This is a genomic window from Parabacteroides merdae ATCC 43184, from assembly GCF_025151215.1.
In the GTDB taxonomy this organism is placed as follows: Bacteria; Bacteroidota; Bacteroidia; order Bacteroidales; family Tannerellaceae; genus Parabacteroides; species Parabacteroides merdae.
On the sequence record NZ_CP102286.1, the window covers coordinates 1,863,053 to 1,878,726 of the forward strand.

Consider the following 15,674-nt stretch of genomic DNA (forward strand, 5'->3'; position numbering starts at 1 on the left):
TATGTTTTTTTGATTTTATTCTGATTTTATGTTCTTTACCGGATTTTCGTTAGCGACATGCCAGTTCTGATACGTCACCGTCATAAACGTGATCACGCCTACGGCCAGGAAAGCCAGCGGCAACACCCACCAATACATCGGCGTACGGTAGGCGAAATTCTCCAGCCAACGGTGTACGCCGTACCAGGCGACCGGAGCACCGAAGACGAAGCATATCAGCAAAATCCAGAAGTAGCTCACATTGAACATATACAAGATTTCTCCCGTCGTCGATCCCAACACCTTGCGCACGGCGATCTCTTTCCGCTTGTATTCGCTTTCGAACACGACAAGGCCGAACACGCCCACAATCGAGATAAAGATAGCGACAAGGCTGAACAAGGTGATCAAAGAACCGATCTTCAATTCCTTTTCGTAGGTATGCTGTAAAACCTCGTCATAGAAACGGACCACAAAAGGATACTCCGAATCGAACTTTTCCAGCGACTCGCGCACATGCTCCATTCCGGAGCGAAGGTCGCTTCCCGCCTTGAACTTCACATAGGCGGTATTATAATAGTTGCCTTCCTGCCCCCACTGGTATTTGCCCCAAAGATAGAAAGCCATCGGGGTAACTTCCTGGCGGAATGAGGCGAACTTGATATCCGGGATAAAACCGACGATCTCGTCACCGTCGATCTTTTCGTTCAACTTCAATTCGTACTGCGCCTTCGCCTTTTCGTTGAATATATAGCAACCCGTCTCCTTCTGATCGTCTTCCGGACGGAAATCACGGCCTTCCTTGACCTCTATCCCCATCACTTTCAGGAAAGAAGAAGAAACAGGAAGACACTGGAAATTGATGTTGTTCCCATTATAGTCACGCCCCCATCCCATGTACTGGTCCTGGCTCGAAAGCAGGAATTGGGAATAGGTCACATCCTCCACGCCGGAGAACGATTTCAACCGGTCCGTGAAAGCATCCCGGTTCTTATTTATAGTATTATTCAGATGCACGATAATCATCTCCTCCTTGTCATATCCCAACGGCGCATTCTGCATATAATGATTTTGCAGGTACATAAACAAAGAGCCGATAATCAGGATGAAAGAAGCCACAAACTGGACCCCCACCAGCACGCTCCTCATCCGGCGCCCGGCAAGCGAGAGGCCGAAACTTCCTTTCAACACCAATGCCGGCGGGAAAGAGGTGACATAGTAGGAAGGATAAAGGCCGGCCAGCACTCCCACGATCGCCGCGATCACAGCCGTGCCGGCAATGATCATCGGCTGCGCCCCGAACGAGATGTCGGCATCCACCAGCGAGACTACCGGTGTTTTGGGGATTATGTATAAGAAAAGAAGCGAAAGCAGATAAGCAAACAGACTGACGCAGACCGCCTCTACCAACAAACTTCCACGCAACGTACGGTCGGAACTGCCCAGCACCTTCTGCGTGTTGATGCTCTTGATACGCATAGGAGTCAGCGCCGTGCTGAAATTGGTAAAATTGATACCGGCGATAATAAGGATGACAAAAGCGATGGAGAAAAGCACCAGCAACGTCTGGCGGCTCGCTTTCGGCATCGAATCGAAATCCACGTTACTCAGGAAATGGACATCCGGCAAAGAGGTCAGGCGGAGATCCAAGCTATTCTCCTCCCCCCATTCGAACTCATTGCCGAAGGCTTCCTTCGCATTAAAATTACGCTTGAAATTGTCCAGCACCTCAGCCTTATCCATCCCCTCGCCCAGACGGACAAAGAAAAAATAATTCCAGTTTCCCCAGTTATCATAGTTTTCCTTCGGACTCATCGACGTGTACATGACGTTCTTCAAAGCAGAGTTACGGGGAAAATCCTTATACACGCCTTTCACGATTTTCGCATCTTCCATAGGATTGGCAGAGATCAGCTGCTTGCCTACCGCCGATTCGTCACCGAAGATCTTTCTCGCCATGCTTTCCGGAAGGACTACGCTGTTGGGCTCATCCAAAGAGCGCTCGCTTCCTTCGAGCATATCGAAACGGAACACTTCCAAGACTCCGGGAGTCACGTTCCACGCATCTTCCTTGTAGCTCGTCCGCTGTCCGCCATCCTCTATATAGAAAAAACGGCTTTCGGTCCAAGCACTCAAAAGGCATCCTTCCTCTATAAGAGGCGAAGACCCGGTAAACGCCCGCGCGAACGGACGGCAGATAATGGCTTGCGACCCTTTGCTTCCGTGCACGATATCCACCCGGAAGATAGCATCGGCGTTCGGGTGGCTGCGGTCGAACGTATAATCATAATTCACCTGCATCATAATGAGCATAAACGCCACAAAAGCAATGCTCAACCCCAGCACATTCAAAACAGAAGCCGTCTTGAACCGGCGGAGCACACTAAAGAAATTTCGCAAAATCGTTTTCATATCCAACTGTTTTGCTTCAATACTAACAAAAAATATGCCAAATAGCATAACGAGCAAATAATCAATAAAATAGATATCCAACAATTCGAACAGACTGTCTAATAATTAGACACCACTGTCTATTTTCTTGACACTTCCTCTTCCAATCCCGCATACTCCTCCCTGGCGTCGAAGCAAGGGCAGGCCTTGCGGATGTAAGGACTCAGTTGGCAATGTCCCACTATCTTCGCCTCCGGATAGTCCCGCCGGAGCTGGCGGAGCAGGTCGAGCAGCGAACATTTCTGGGCGTAGGTACGGGTGTCGGAAGGGGTTCCCGCCTCATCGAGGCCGCCTTCATAACAGATGCCGATGCTCCGGTCGTTCCACCCGGCTGCATGTGCGCCGATCTGGTTGACGGGACGGCAACGGTGGAGATAGCCGTCGCGGGTGATATAGAAATGATAGCCGATATCGGCAAATCCTCTCGCCTTGTGTGAAGCCCGCAAGGCCTCCACCGGGAAATCGCGGTCATAGCGCGTCGCGCTGCAATGAATTATCAGGAGGCGTACCTCCCGATAATTCTGATAGAAACATCCCGCCGTCATAACGAGCAGGCGCTTATGCCGAGCGCACCGGCAATGGCGCTGGCTACGGCGATGATCACTTTGAGGAGCACTCCCCAGACAGATTTCTTTTCGTTTTTTTGTTCCATGATGAGATTTATGATTTATGATTTGAAAAGCATGGGGCAGGGTCCTGCCCTACGCTTTTCTCTTGCTTTTAATTGTCAATTATCAATTGCTTAAAGTTCTCCCGGCCGGTCATCTTCGCCTCCGCTCCCGCCTCCTTCGTTCGGTTTCTTCGACAGGTCGACCGTCGTCTCGCCTGCTTTCTCGGCACGGAGTACGGCACGTACGGATGCACGGCTGGGTACGGGATTGAAACTCATACCGTTGAAGATCTTTTTCAGATCGTCGCCGGGAACGAACTGGATATTGACTCCGGTGATATTGGTGGCAGTAAACACCTCCGCGCTATCGGCTCCCCGGCTGGTCGCCTGCAAACGGAACTTGCCCAACTCGCCGAAATCGACCTGCTCCCCGTCGCGCAGGGCCTCGATCATATTCTCGACCACACTGATCAACACCGCTGAAACATCCGCACGACTCACGGTCGTCTGGGCCGCGACACGTTGCGAAAGCCCTTTCAACGTAAGCTCCTTGCTGACCTGCGAACGGGCGTAGGCTTTCTTCGGATCGTCCGGCTTACGCGGATTGCCTAACAAAACAATACTGTAATTTAATGGCATAACCTTACTTTTTTTAAATGAATACTTCTCTGCTATTAATCTCTGAGACAAAGATACGGCAGGCGCAAAAGGCGATCGGGAGGCAGGATGAGACAGTGTGAGCCAACCATGAATAAGGTTAGATATATAACCGATTCATGAGCAGAAACACTTCCGTATCCCAGATTTTTTCCGTATCTTTATAACCATACAATCAAACAGAAAAATCATGAAAATCCGTCCCTACAGCAAGAGCGAACTGGCACAGGCCTATGCACCGGAGATCACCTCCCAGGCCGCACTGAACCGGCTCGCCGCCTGGATACGCCTGAACCGCCCGCTCACGGAAGCGTTGCGACAGACCGGCTACTACACGAAACAACGGCTCTTCACCTCCCGGCAGGTGGCACTGATTTTCGAATATCTGGGAGAACCATAGGATGACTCCATGACACGCGGGGAACGCCACGCCTACGAAGAGCACCTCACCAACGTCGTGATCCTGGAAGACGCCATCGAGACGGCCGAAGAGATCGGGAAGCTATAACCCTGCCACACCGCCCGGCATTCCCATGATTGCCGCCCGGCATTTGCAGGAATGCGGGCCGACGTTTGCAGGAACGCAGGCCGGCAATCATGGAAATGCCGGAAGACGGACCTTGCGGGATTTGACACAATTGGCACATTTGACATAGGGTTGCTAAACTATATATAGGTAATAATATATATTCAGGTATATACCTATGTAGGTATATTAAATAATTAATTATTTATCTCGCGTATATATATTTCTACAACCCTATGTCAAATGTGCCAATTGTGTCAAAAAAACGGGCCGGAAGCAAAAAATCACAATCCCAAAGCGCCGGATCTCCGTTCCCTGTCGATATCCTCCCCGGTCTTTTTCACTGCGATATAGCCCCTTTTCCCTTTATACCGGATCGATTCGAACTCCAGCCCCGCCATGATACGCCCGATTTTATTCGGACTCAGGGGGTAACGCAGGCATGAACTGATCTGTTCCAGGATATCGGCCGCCGTGACGAAGATGCCCGCCTCGCCCTCGAACGGTTTGCGGAAATGGGTACGGATCAGGTCTTCTTCGAGGTTGGGGACTTCGAAGCGGCTGTTATGCATGTTCAGCTTCCGTATCTCCTCCTGCGAGAACCAGTGGCAGAAACCGCTTTTCCACAAGGCATAGGCCTGGCTGTAGACCAGCTCGTAAGGGATGGCATGCAGATGCGGGTCCCGGATCTGCGACACCTCGAAAGGCAACCAGCGGCGGTTGCCGGTCGGGTCGGTCAGGAACTGGACATTATTGCCCGTGCCGCAAAACGAAGCGATATGCGGATGGCGTTCCTTGTTGCGCCCGTAGGCCGCCCGCTCGTTGACGTAGGGCATGGTGACCATCGCCTTCAACTGGTTCAACTCGGCAGGCCGCATGCCGTCGAGCTCCTCGAAACAGATCAGGGCGAATTCGGTAAGGGAAAAGAGATCGTCCTTATTCAGGCGGTCGCTGTTCGTCTTCGTATAGAAATAGCAGCGCAGTTCGGGTGGCAGCAGGAAGTTGAACCAGGTGGTTTTGTAAAGCCCCTGTTCGCCGATAAGGACCAGGATCTCATGGTTCACGACCGTATCGTCGAGCAGCGCGGGCAGTATGCCGACAAACCATTTCCGGAAATAGTCCCTAAACTCCGCCTGGTCGCTTTTGACATGCACCGTATCGGCCAGGTCGCCGATAGGGTCGCTCACGCCGTCCCATGATGGCAAATGGTCGAAATAGGATTGGAAAGGGTTGAAGAGGGGGACGAACTCGGAATGTATCACATTGTATATATCCGTCAGATAGACGCGTCCCACCGTTTTGTTCATCCGCCCCCAAAGCGTATTCACGTCACGGTCTGTCAGCGGCAGGAAGCCGGCCTCCTCCGTCCAGCGGATTTCACAATGGTGCGTGATGACATTGTGGCGGAACTCCGCCTGCGAAAACAGGAACGCCTCGATCGCCTCCACCTCGGCCGGCTTGTTCGCCTCGTCTGCCTCCCGTCTGCCTTTGCCGCCAGCGCTCCGGGGCAGGCGCACGGAGCCATGCTCCTCCTCTCCCGCGTAGCAGGAACGGAAGGTGCTCTCGACGTTCTCCGCGCCATAATCGGCAAACGCCTCGACCGCCCATGCGACGGCCTCCGCCTCCGGCACGCCATAGAGGTTGAAGAGGTAGCCGGTGCGCATGACATATTCGTTATGGTGGCCCGGCTCATAGCGGATTCCTTCGTCCTCCAGCCGTTTTCCGGACACCTCGGCCGCCTTGCCCGCCGTTGCGGTATAGCGTCCCGGTTTCGCCTTCTGTCCTTTCGGCCGACCCGGTTTCGCGGAGGGAGCAGGCGGCAGCTTGACCTGGAGCGGCAGGGCTTCCGGATTGTAATAGGCGTCCGGATCATAAGCCGTACCGCTGATCCGTTCGGGATTCTTGCAACTGCTGTCGTATTCCAGCCCGGCGAGGCGGGCGAAAAGTTCGTTACCCTGTCGGTAGCCCTCCTGGTAGACCCGGAGCGTCTTCCGATCGGCAGGGTCGGCGTCCGCGACGGAACTGCCGTCTTCAAAGAGAAAAGCGTAAATGACGCGCAGCCCTCGTCCGCTGATCGTATGGTAGGCCAAAAGGACATGGGGGTCGGCACAGACCGCCGCAAAAGCCTCCGCCATCCGTTCTTCCGGTATATGATCCAAATCGCAAAGGCTCAAACCGGTATAAGCCTTGATATGCATGCGCTTCCTGCCTCCTTCGCATCGCACGGCGGGAGTGAAGGCGGGGCATGAAGTCTTTTCGCAGGCCGACATTTGCTTGTTTCCTACCCGGAGGTAGAAGCGGAATTTCTCGGTACGGTCACGCAAGTCGGAGTCGGTAGTGATGAGCCGGTAAACACGGTCCAACGTGATCTCCGATGGGGTTGTTTGCTTGAAATTGGCAAACAGGCTGAAAGATTTTTCCATAATACTATTAAAATTAATTATACATTTGCACTCGCTGTCATAAGCAGCATAAAAATACGGACTATCCGGCAAACAAAAGTTCCCACATAAGGGAACCGGACAGCCGGAAACTTCCTGCTATTTAACTAATTATAACTCATATCATGACAAAAGACTTCAAAAATCCCGGCCTAATCAGCCAAGTTGCCGAATTCATCGACAAGAAAAGGATCGAAGAGGGCATCAGCATCGACACCCTCTGCCAATCGGCCCACATCAGCAAACGTATCTACATAGACTTTAAAAGGGGCTGAAGCCGGCAACGACGCTCCACTGGTTCTTCCGCCTCGCAAATGCCCTCAGCCAGCACACGGACGAAGAAAAATTCAAGGAAATATGGTTGGAAATCGCGAAAATAATGACTAACTTAGAGGAGTAAAACCAAATGGCGAATGATTGTCTTCCACCTGTTTTTCATAAAGCTGCTGATAGGAACGGTCCTGCATCTGACCGCCCCCCGGACACTCTTTCCGGAGGCCTGCTCCACCCTGCTCTATTCTTCCGACGGGCAGTTGTTAGGGGCACGGATCGCACCGGACGGGCAATGGCGTTTCCCTCCGGCAGACAGTCTTCCCGGCAAGTTCGTGACCTGCCTGCTGACCTACGAAGACAAACGTTTCTTCCGGCATTCGGGAGTAGACCCGGTTGCCATCGTCCGAGCCATGCGGATCAACCTCAGCCGGGGCAAGGTCGTCAGCGGGGGGAGCACGATCACCATGCAACTGGCACGGATCGCGCGGGGCAACCGCGACCGTACCCTGTATGAAAAAATGGTCGAAACCGGCTACGCCCTTCTCCTGGAAACAGTCTGCGGCAAACATCAGATCCTGAACCTCTATGCCTCGCACGCCCCGTTCGGAGGGAATGTGATAGGCATCGAGACGGCGGCCTGGCGTTATTTCGGGCGAAGCGCTGCCGACCTCTCGTGGGCCGAAAGCGCCACACTCGCCGTCCTGCCCAACTCGCCCGCCCTGATCCATCCCGGACGTAACCGGGCACGGCTGAAAGCCAAACGCGACAAGCTCCTGACCGCCTTGAAGGAGAGAGGGATACTGGACGAAACCGAATACGGGCTGTCGCTCCTCGAACCGCTTCCCGAAGCGCCCGTGCCTCTGCCCGACGAAGCCCCTCACCTGCTCGAACGGTTGGCGGCCGACGCTCCGGGAACGCGTATCACGACCTCCGTCAACCGGATGTTGCAACGCCAGACACAGGAGATCGTCAACCGCTACGCCCGCGACTACGCCTCCAACCACATCCATAACCTGGCCGCCCTCATCGCCGATGCCGAAACGGGCGAGGTGCTGGCCTATGCGGGAAACGTCACTTTCAAGGCCGACGCCCGCAAAGGGAACCAGGTAGACATCATCACTTCGCCACGCAGCACGGGCAGCATCCTGAAGCCCTTTCTTTATGCCGCCATGCTACACGACGGGCTGCTGCTCCCCGGTACGCTCGTTTCAGACGTCCCCCTAAACCTGAACGGCTTCTCGCCGCAAAACTACAACAAGACGTTCTACGGGGCGGTCCCGGCACACCGGGCGATCGAACGTTCGCTCAACGTCCCGCTGGTACGGATGCTTTCGGCCTACAACACGGGGCGGTTCATGTCGCTGCTGAAAAAGGCGGGCATGACCACGCTGCGCTTTTCCGAAGAGCATTACGGGGCTTCGCTGATCCTGGGAGGCGCCGAAGGGACGTTATGGGACCTCACCGGCATGTATGCTTCACTGGCGCGTACGCTCGCACATTACCGGACTTACAACGGGCGGTATGACCCGGCGGATATTCATCCGCTCACTCCTTACCCGGCTCCTCCGGCCGACCCGGTCCGCTCGGTCGCCGACAAAAGGCTTACGGACAAGCCGTTCCTCTCCGCCGCCTCCATCTGGTTCGCCTTCGAAGCGATGTCGGCACTGAACCGCCCTGAAGAAGAGGCGGACTGGCAGCAGTTCGGCTCCATGAAGCAGGTGGCCTGGAAAACGGGGACGAGCTATGGCGGGCGGGACGCCTGGGCGATCGGGACAACCCCGCGCTATACGGTCGGCGTATGGGTGGGCAACGCTTCGGGAGAAGGCCGGCCGGGACTGACAGGCGTGGGCAATGCCGCTCCCGTCCTCTTCGACCTGTTCTCGCTCCTTCCGGGAAGCGGCTGGTTCGACATGCCTTACGACGAACTCCTCCCGATGGCCATCTGCCGTCTCAGCGGGCACAAGGCATCCGCTATCTGTGACCGGGTAGACACGCTCTACATGCCGCGCTCGGCCGACAAGACGGAAGTCTGCCCCTACCACCGGCTTGTCCATCTTTCTGCGGACGGCCGTTTCCGGGTGAACAGCTCGTGCGAGTCGGTCGGCCGGATGATCGCACGCCCGTGGTTCGTACTGCCTCCTTCCGAAGAATATTATTACCGGAACTATCATATCGACTACGCTCCCCTGCCTCCTGTCAAACCGGGATGTGGCGAAGACAGGGGCCGGCAGATCGAACTGATCTATCCGGAGCATAACGCCATCCTTTATCTTCCGAAAGGCTTCTCCGGCAAACGGGAGCAGTTTGTCTTCAAAGCTGCCCACGCCCGTCCGGATGCCATCCTCTACTGGCATCTCGACGACACGTATGCCGGCGAAACGACAGACCACCACCAGATCAGCTTCTCCGCTTCCCCCGGCAAACATCGCCTGACGCTGATCGACGACCAGGGCAATCGAAAGACAATATCGTTCGAGGTGAAATAATCAAAACAGTTTCTAAAAAAGGCTCTTTCTGTAAAGTTTTTACTACCTTTGGCAGTCGCAAATGAGATAGTTAGTGTTACATTAGTTTTTAAATATAATAAATTATGGCGAAGATAAAAGGAGCTGTTGTTGTAAACACAGAGCGATGCAAAGGATGTAACCTCTGCGTAGTAGCCTGCCCGTCGGATGTTCTCGAATTGCACCCGCGTGAAGTAAACAACAAGGGATACCATTATGTGTACATGAAAAACCCCGATGACTGCATCGGTTGTGCAAGCTGCGGGTTGGTTTGTCCGGACGGTTGTTTGACCATCTACAAGAAGAGAATTGACAATTGACAATGCACAATTGACAATTTAACAAACAGAAAAAGGAATCAGAATATTAATCACAAAACAAAATTGTCAATTGTCAATTGACAATTAAATATAAGGTATGGCAGAAGAAGTAAAATTAATGAAGGGTAACGAAGCCATCGCCCATGCGGCTATCCGCTACGGTGTGGACGGTTACTTCGGCTACCCGATCACTCCGCAGTCGGAGATACTCGAAACCCTGATGGCCGAAATGCCGTGGGAAACAACCGGAATGGTCGTGCTACAGGCTGAAAGTGAAGTGGCAGCCATCAATATGGTATATGGAGGTGCAGGTACGGGCAAACGTGTGATGACCTCCTCGTCCAGCCCCGGTGTCAGTCTGAAACAAGAAGGTATATCTTATATCGCAGGAGCCGAACTGCCCTGTCTGATCGTGAACGTGATGCGTGGCGGTCCCGGCCTGGGGACAATCCAGCCCAGCCAGGCAGACTATTTCCAGACCGTCAAAGGCGGCGGACATGGCGACTACCGCCTGATCACGCTCGCTCCCTCTTCCGTACAGGAAATGGCGGACTTTGTCGGACTGGGTTTCGAACTCGCTTTCAAATACAGTAATCCGGCCATTATTCTGGCAGACGGCATCATCGGGCAGATGATGGAAAAAGTGGTATTGCCTCCTTTCCATACACGCCGTACAGAGGAAGAAATCATAGCCGAATGCCCGTGGGCCACACAGGGAAAGACAGCCGGCCGTAAACCGAATGTCATTACTTCACTGGAGCTGGACCCGGCAAAGATGGAGGAGAACAACATCCGCTTCCAAGCTAAATATCGGAAGATCGAAGAAAATGAAGTCCGCTACGAAGAGTTCCAGTGCGAAGATGCCGAATATCTGCTGATCGCTTTCGGTTCTTCTGCCCGTATCTGCCAGAAGGTGGTGGAAATAGCACGTGCGGAAGGCATCAAGCTCGGCTTGCTCCGTCCCATCACTTTGTGGCCGTTCCCGACAAAAGCGATCGCCGCTTATGCCGAGAAAGTAAAGGGCATGCTTTCCGTCGAACTGAACGCCGGACAGATGGTCGAAGACGTACGTCTGGCCGTAAACGGCAAAGTAAAGGTTGAACATTTCGGCCGTCTCGGAGGTATCGTGTTCACGCCGGATGAAGTGCTGAATGCGCTGAAAAAGAATTTTGAATTATGATTGATTTGTAATACATAATTCATAAATCATAAATTAACAACGATGATTCGCGGAAGTAAAATTGATACGATATTGACCTGGTTATTCATGGTTTTGGCAGTGGCAGCAGTCGTTTGCTACTTCGCCTTCCCTGAAAACCGGCTGCCATTCCTGTATTGCGGTGGCGCGGCGATCTGTTTCCGCTTGGTTCAATATCTGATGAGATTTTTAAGTTAATAATGTGGTAATGTGCCAATCAGACAATGTGCCAATCCATATTGTTGTTGACGCATTCCTTAACTGGCACATAGGCAAATTACCACATTATTAATATAAGCACATTGAAAAATTATTCATAGTATGGAAATTAACGAAATAATAAAACCGGAAAACCTGGTATATGGAAAACCCAGGTTGATGAATGAAAATCCCATGCACTACTGTCCCGGTTGCAGCCACGGCGTGATACACAAGCTGATTGCCGAAGTGATCGCCGAAATGGGGATGGAAGATAAAACGATCGGCATCTCTCCCGTCGGATGCGCCGTTTTTGCCTATAACTATCTGGATATCGACTGGATCGAAGCGGCCCACGGACGTGCGCCTGCCATCGCGACAGCCGTCAAGCGACTAAATCCGGGCAAGATGGTGTTCACGTACCAGGGCGACGGCGACTTGGCTGCCATCGGTACCGCCGAAACAATCCATGCTGCCAACCGTGGAGAAAATATCGTGATCGTATTTGTCAACAATGCCATCTATGGTATGACAGGCGGTCAGATGGCTCCTACCACACTGGAAGGAATGCCGACGGCAACCTGTCCGTATGGCCGTAATATCGCCCTAAACGGTTATCCTTTGAAGATCGGCGACCTGCTTGCACAACTGGAAGGGACCTGCCTGGTCACCCGCCAGAGCGTACAGACCGCGGCAGCCGTCCGCAAGGCTAAAAAGATGCTTCGCAAGGCATTCGAAAACTCGATGGCCGGCAAAGGCACTTCGATTGTCGAATTCGTTTCCACCTGCTCGTCCGGTTGGAAAATGACACCTGAGAAAGCTAACAAATGGATGGAAGAGAATATGTTCCCGTTCTATCCGTTAGGAGATCTCAAGAATAAGGAATAATAAGTAATTATTAATTTTTGAAGCAATGAAGCAAGAAATTATAATAGCAGGTTTCGGTGGACAAGGGGTTTTGTCAATGGGTAAAATCCTGGCTTATTCCGGCCTGATGGAAGGAAAGGAAGTCAGTTGGATGCCTTCTTACGGCCCAGAACAACGGGGCGGCACAGCCAACGTAACCGTCATCCTGAGCGACGACCGCATCAGCTCTCCCGTATTGAACGAATATGACATTGCCATCATCCTGAACCAACCTTCGATGGAGAAGTTCGAAAACAAGGTGAAAAAAGGCGGTATCATTATTTATGACGGATACGGAATCCATACACCGGTGAAACGGACCGATGTCAGTGTATATCGTGTGGATGCGATGGACGCGGCTACCGAGATGAAAAACGAGAAAGCATTCAATATGCTGATCCTCGGCGGACTGCTGAAAATCGTTCCGATGGTGAAACTGGAAAACGTTTTGTTAGGCTTGAAGAAATCCCTGCCCGAACGCCACCACAAGCTCATCCCGATGAACGAGGCGGCTATCAAGAAAGGCATGGAGATTATAACCAATGTGCAAACGTGCCATTAAGGTGCTTAGCTAAATGTGCCAATATGCCAATAAAAATATAACTAATATTAATTGGCATATTGGCACATTGTTCATATTGGTACATTATCACTATCTTTGCCCCTCATGAAGCATAGCCTATACATATTATTACTCTTGATAATATCCGCTTCGGCCCTGCATGCACAACGCCGACCAGGTGGAGACCGGAAAGGATTCTCACTCGGAAACCTATCCAAAGCCAATCAGGAAGTCCCTGACAGCCTGCTGATTCCAGACAGCGCAGCCATAAACAACAGACGTATCACGGCCTATCGGCTAACCCCTCTGTTGGGCGATCCTTATATTGCCCCGTTGGACACGCATAAATTGAATTTCGCCAACAGCACGCTGGTGGAATCCGAATCGCTGGCAGTCGGCTACCTGGCCAATACAGGGTCACCGGCACAAACCCGCATCTTTTCCGAACGTAAGGAACCACGGGATTTCCTGTTTGCCGACGCTTACGATTATTATATCACGGACCCTCAGAACGCACAGTACTACGACACGAAAATCCCTTATACAAACGTGATGTACACGACTATGGGGGGAAGTGAAAGCAAAAACGAACGGCTGAAAGGCACGCTGACCATGAACTTCGGTCCGAAGATCAACGTAGGTGGCGATTTGGACTATATCTACAGCCGCGGATATTACAAGAATAACGGTAATAAGCTGTTAAGCTACCGCCTTTTCGGCAGTTACAAGTCGGATCGCTACGAAGCGCACGCTTACTTGAGCAACTTCAACTTCATCAATTACGAAAACGGAGGCTTGGCCAACGACTCGGTTATCACTAACCCGGACCAATATTTTGCCGGCGAGAGAAACCAGGACGACCCCAAGGCATTCAATACACGCTATCCGGTCAAGGCATGGAACCGGGTACGTGGCAAACAGTATTTCCTCAGCCACCATTATAACCTCGGATTCGAGCGCGAACTGGAAGGGGAAGTGGACACGCTGGGAAATCCCGTGAAAGTATTTATACCCGTATCCAGTATCATTCATACACTGGAATATCAGGACAACCGCCGCCGTTTCCGCTCGGAAGCGGACGAGAACCTGAACGAATGTTATCTGACCCCGGATGGATACCCGCGTGTATTCGGTTTGGAAAACGGCACGGGTGTCGACGACCGCACTTCCTACTGGAATCTGCGCAATACGTTCGGTCTTTCCCTCCGCGAAGGTTTTCAAGACTGGGCCAAGTTCGGCATCACTGCCTTTGCCACTTTCGACAAGCGCAAATTCCAGTTGCCGGCCCAGATACCGGGATTGTCTTACGACCCCGAATATGGAAGCGGGTTAAACGCTTCTCCCTCCACCATCGAATTTCCGATTACACAAGTGTATGACGAATTCTCGACATATATCGGAGCCGAAATCTCCAAACGCCGGGGAAACATTCTGACTTACAATGCCCGTGGAGAACTTTGTGTCGTAGGCGACGATATCGGGGAATTTCGGGCCACGGGAAACCTGCAAACCAAATTCAAGCTATTAAAAAAAGATGCGACGATCAGTGCGGAAGGATACATCAAGAATGTCACCCCTTCCTTCTATATGCGTCACTTCCATTCCCGCTATTTCTGGTGGGATAACCGGGATATGAACATGATCCAGCAAATCTATGCCGGAGTCAAGATCAACCTGGAGTCCACACGGACACAGTTGTCTGCCGGGGTCGAAAGCATACAGAACTATGTATTCTTCAACAAACAAGGAATGCCGGAACAGAAAAGCGGAAATCTGCAAGTGATAAACGCCCGCATCAAACAAGATGTCATGTACCGCGCTTTCGGATGGGAAAACGAAGTGGCCTACCAGCTGAGCAGTGACAAAAGCGTACTGCCTTTGCCTCAAATCAGCCTGTATACCAATATGTATCTGAAATTCAAGGTAGCAAAGGTGCTGATGGTGCAATTGGGAGCCAATATGTATTATAACACTTCTTACTACGCCCCGTATTACGAACCGGCCACACAGCAGTTCCAGGTACAGGACGAAGTGAAAGTCGGCAATTTCCCGCTTGTCAATGCCTATGTCAACTTCCACCTAAAACAGGCTCGTTTCTTTGTGATGGGTTATAACCTGGGTTCCAAGTTCGTCAATCCGAACTATTTCTCGCTGGCGCACTATCCGCTGGATCCGTTCGTCCTGAAAATGGGCGTAGCTGTCACATTCAACAACTGATCTTATGAAATCGAGGAAACTGATAGGAGTCTACACCGGGCTGCTGATAATCGCCGTAGCAACCATGATCATGTTATGGCGCCTGAAAACCATGCCGAAGGCTGAAGTCTTCCCACGCGATTATCCGGAGATCAAAGAAGAAGGAATCCTGCGGCTGGTGACCGAATACAATCAATCGGGGTATTATGTGGCAGGTGACACGATAGAAGGTTTCCAATATGAACTGAGCCAGGCTATCGCCCAATTATCAGGTCTGGAAATACAGATATTTTTGGAGATGAGCCTGGCCGAAAGCTTCGATATGCTTGAAGAGAACAATTGCGATGCCGTTGCCCGCAATATCCCGATCACCAGCGAGATCAAAGAGAAATATCTGTTCACCGAACCGATCGTCCTCGACAAACAAGTCCTGATACAACGGACGGAAGCGGCCAATAACGGGCTCAAGCCCATCCGCAACCAACTCGATCTGGCCGGTAAGACCCTATATATCCCCAAAGATTCTCCCGCCCAGCTCAGGCTACAAAACTTAGGACATGAGATCGGCGATACGATCTACGTGATAGAAGACGAATTATACTCCGGGGAACAGCTTGCCATCATGGTTGCCAAAGGAGATATCGATTATGCCGTTTGCGACCAGCAGACGGCTGTCCTTTCCCAAAAGCAACTCCCGGAAATAGATATCAAAACAGACATAAGTTTCACGCAACTCCAATCCTGGGCAGTCCGCAAAGATTCCCCTATCCTGCTCGACAGCCTGAACAGCTGGCTGGAACAGATACGCAAGAACGGTACATTCGACAAGATATACAAGAAATATTATAAATAA

15 protein-coding genes are annotated in these 15,674 nt (G+C 52.0%); 10 read left to right on the forward strand and 5 right to left on the reverse strand.

Annotated elements, in window-relative coordinates:
* Positions 1 to 15: 15 nt before the first annotated feature.
* From NQ542_RS07700 to NQ542_RS07710, 4 genes are all read right to left on the reverse strand, one after another.
* The gene (locus tag NQ542_RS07700; RefSeq protein ID WP_039849788.1) at positions 16 to 2,391 is read right to left on the reverse strand and encodes an ABC transporter permease; all 2,376 of its coding nucleotides are present in this window, start codon (positions 2,389 to 2,391) and stop codon (positions 16 to 18) included.
* A gap of 119 nt (positions 2,392 to 2,510) precedes the next feature.
* Complete coding sequence (locus NQ542_RS07705) at positions 2,511 to 2,975, reverse strand: N-acetylmuramoyl-L-alanine amidase (RefSeq protein ID WP_005635265.1); 465 nt, start codon at positions 2,973 to 2,975, stop codon at positions 2,511 to 2,513.
* Positions 2,972 to 3,082, reverse strand: coding sequence for a smalltalk protein (locus NQ542_RS17950; RefSeq protein WP_005635268.1), 111 nt, complete (start codon positions 3,080 to 3,082; stop codon positions 2,972 to 2,974). The genes NQ542_RS07705 and NQ542_RS17950 overlap by 4 nt, the downstream gene beginning before the upstream one ends.
* 90 nt (positions 3,083 to 3,172) lie before the next feature.
* Positions 3,173 to 3,679 carry an HU family DNA-binding protein gene (locus NQ542_RS07710; protein ID WP_005635270.1) on the reverse strand — a complete coding sequence of 169 codons (507 nt, stop codon included), beginning with the start codon at positions 3,677 to 3,679 and terminating at the stop codon, positions 3,173 to 3,175.
* Between the two features lie 208 nt (positions 3,680 to 3,887).
* On the opposite strand from NQ542_RS07710, the gene NQ542_RS07715 reads away from it, so the two are divergent.
* Entirely contained in the window at positions 3,888 to 4,097 is a 210-nt protein-coding gene (locus tag NQ542_RS07715) for a DUF4248 domain-containing protein (protein ID WP_005635272.1), read from the forward strand.
* Between the two features lie 410 nt (positions 4,098 to 4,507).
* Here NQ542_RS07715 and NQ542_RS07720 read toward each other — a convergent pair whose 3' ends face one another.
* Entirely contained in the window at positions 4,508 to 6,646 is a 2,139-nt protein-coding gene (locus NQ542_RS07720; RefSeq protein WP_005635278.1) for a BT4734/BF3469 family protein, read from the reverse strand.
* A 143-nt stretch (positions 6,647 to 6,789) separates the two neighbouring features.
* On the opposite strand from NQ542_RS07720, the gene NQ542_RS07725 reads away from it, so the two are divergent.
* The 9 genes from NQ542_RS07725 to NQ542_RS07765 all read left to right on the forward strand — a co-directional run bounded on the left by NQ542_RS07725 (position 6,790) and on the right by NQ542_RS07765 (position 15,674).
* A complete protein-coding gene (locus tag NQ542_RS07725; protein ID WP_005635280.1) occupies positions 6,790 to 6,939 on the forward strand; it encodes a hypothetical protein in 150 nt (49 codons plus the stop codon).
* A gap of 138 nt (positions 6,940 to 7,077) precedes the next feature.
* Positions 7,078 to 9,423 (forward strand): penicillin-binding protein 1C, encoded by a 2,346-nt coding sequence (gene pbpC / locus NQ542_RS07730; protein WP_005635282.1) that lies wholly within the window; start codon positions 7,078 to 7,080, stop codon positions 9,421 to 9,423.
* A gap of 104 nt (positions 9,424 to 9,527) precedes the next feature.
* Positions 9,528 to 9,761: a 4Fe-4S dicluster domain-containing protein gene (locus NQ542_RS07735; protein WP_005635283.1), complete on the forward strand. Its 234-nt coding sequence runs from the start codon at positions 9,528 to 9,530 to the stop codon at positions 9,759 to 9,761.
* 97 nt (positions 9,762 to 9,858) lie between these two features.
* Positions 9,859 to 10,941 (forward strand): 3-methyl-2-oxobutanoate dehydrogenase subunit VorB, encoded by a 1,083-nt coding sequence (locus NQ542_RS07740; RefSeq protein WP_005635285.1) that lies wholly within the window; start codon positions 9,859 to 9,861, stop codon positions 10,939 to 10,941.
* A gap of 42 nt (positions 10,942 to 10,983) precedes the next feature.
* Complete coding sequence (locus tag NQ542_RS07745; RefSeq protein ID WP_005635288.1) at positions 10,984 to 11,157, forward strand: hypothetical protein; 174 nt, start codon at positions 10,984 to 10,986, stop codon at positions 11,155 to 11,157.
* 123 nt (positions 11,158 to 11,280) lie between these two features.
* Complete coding sequence (locus NQ542_RS07750) at positions 11,281 to 12,045, forward strand: thiamine pyrophosphate-dependent enzyme (RefSeq protein ID WP_005635290.1); 765 nt, start codon at positions 11,281 to 11,283, stop codon at positions 12,043 to 12,045.
* Between the two features lie 25 nt (positions 12,046 to 12,070).
* Positions 12,071 to 12,625, forward strand: coding sequence for a 2-oxoacid:acceptor oxidoreductase family protein (locus tag NQ542_RS07755; protein WP_005635292.1), 555 nt, complete (start codon positions 12,071 to 12,073; stop codon positions 12,623 to 12,625).
* A gap of 105 nt (positions 12,626 to 12,730) precedes the next feature.
* Positions 12,731 to 14,842 carry a putative porin gene (locus tag NQ542_RS07760; protein ID WP_005635294.1) on the forward strand — a complete coding sequence of 704 codons (2,112 nt, stop codon included), beginning with the start codon at positions 12,731 to 12,733 and terminating at the stop codon, positions 14,840 to 14,842.
* A gap of 4 nt (positions 14,843 to 14,846) precedes the next feature.
* On the forward strand, positions 14,847 to 15,674 hold the full coding sequence (locus NQ542_RS07765) for a transporter substrate-binding domain-containing protein (protein WP_005635296.1): 828 nt from the start codon (positions 14,847 to 14,849) through the stop codon (positions 15,672 to 15,674).

Bases quoted from the DNA above. Each gene is read 5' to 3' on its own strand.
- NQ542_RS07700 (WP_039849788.1), bottom strand. From the start codon at position 2,391: ATGAAAACGATTTTGCGAAATTTCTTTAGTGTGCTCCGCCGGTTCAAG.
- NQ542_RS07705 (WP_005635265.1), bottom strand. From the start codon at position 2,975: ATGACGGCGGGATGTTTCTATCAGAATTATCGGGAGGTACGCCTCCTG.
- NQ542_RS17950 (WP_005635268.1), bottom strand. From the start codon at position 3,082: ATGGAACAAAAAAACGAAAAGAAATCTGTCTGGGGAGTGCTCCTCAAA.
- NQ542_RS07710 (WP_005635270.1), bottom strand. From the start codon at position 3,679: ATGCCATTAAATTACAGTATTGTTTTGTTAGGCAATCCGCGTAAGCCG.
- NQ542_RS07715 (WP_005635272.1), top strand. From the start codon at position 3,888: ATGAAAATCCGTCCCTACAGCAAGAGCGAACTGGCACAGGCCTATGCA.
- NQ542_RS07720 (WP_005635278.1), bottom strand. From the start codon at position 6,646: ATGGAAAAATCTTTCAGCCTGTTTGCCAATTTCAAGCAAACAACCCCA.
- NQ542_RS07725 (WP_005635280.1), top strand. From the start codon at position 6,790: ATGACAAAAGACTTCAAAAATCCCGGCCTAATCAGCCAAGTTGCCGAA.
- pbpC (WP_005635282.1), top strand. From the start codon at position 7,078: ATGATTGTCTTCCACCTGTTTTTCATAAAGCTGCTGATAGGAACGGTC.
- NQ542_RS07735 (WP_005635283.1), top strand. From the start codon at position 9,528: ATGGCGAAGATAAAAGGAGCTGTTGTTGTAAACACAGAGCGATGCAAA.
- NQ542_RS07740 (WP_005635285.1), top strand. From the start codon at position 9,859: ATGGCAGAAGAAGTAAAATTAATGAAGGGTAACGAAGCCATCGCCCAT.
- NQ542_RS07745 (WP_005635288.1), top strand. From the start codon at position 10,984: ATGATTCGCGGAAGTAAAATTGATACGATATTGACCTGGTTATTCATG.
- NQ542_RS07750 (WP_005635290.1), top strand. From the start codon at position 11,281: ATGGAAATTAACGAAATAATAAAACCGGAAAACCTGGTATATGGAAAA.
- NQ542_RS07755 (WP_005635292.1), top strand. From the start codon at position 12,071: ATGAAGCAAGAAATTATAATAGCAGGTTTCGGTGGACAAGGGGTTTTG.
- NQ542_RS07760 (WP_005635294.1), top strand. From the start codon at position 12,731: ATGAAGCATAGCCTATACATATTATTACTCTTGATAATATCCGCTTCG.
- NQ542_RS07765 (WP_005635296.1), top strand. From the start codon at position 14,847: ATGAAATCGAGGAAACTGATAGGAGTCTACACCGGGCTGCTGATAATC.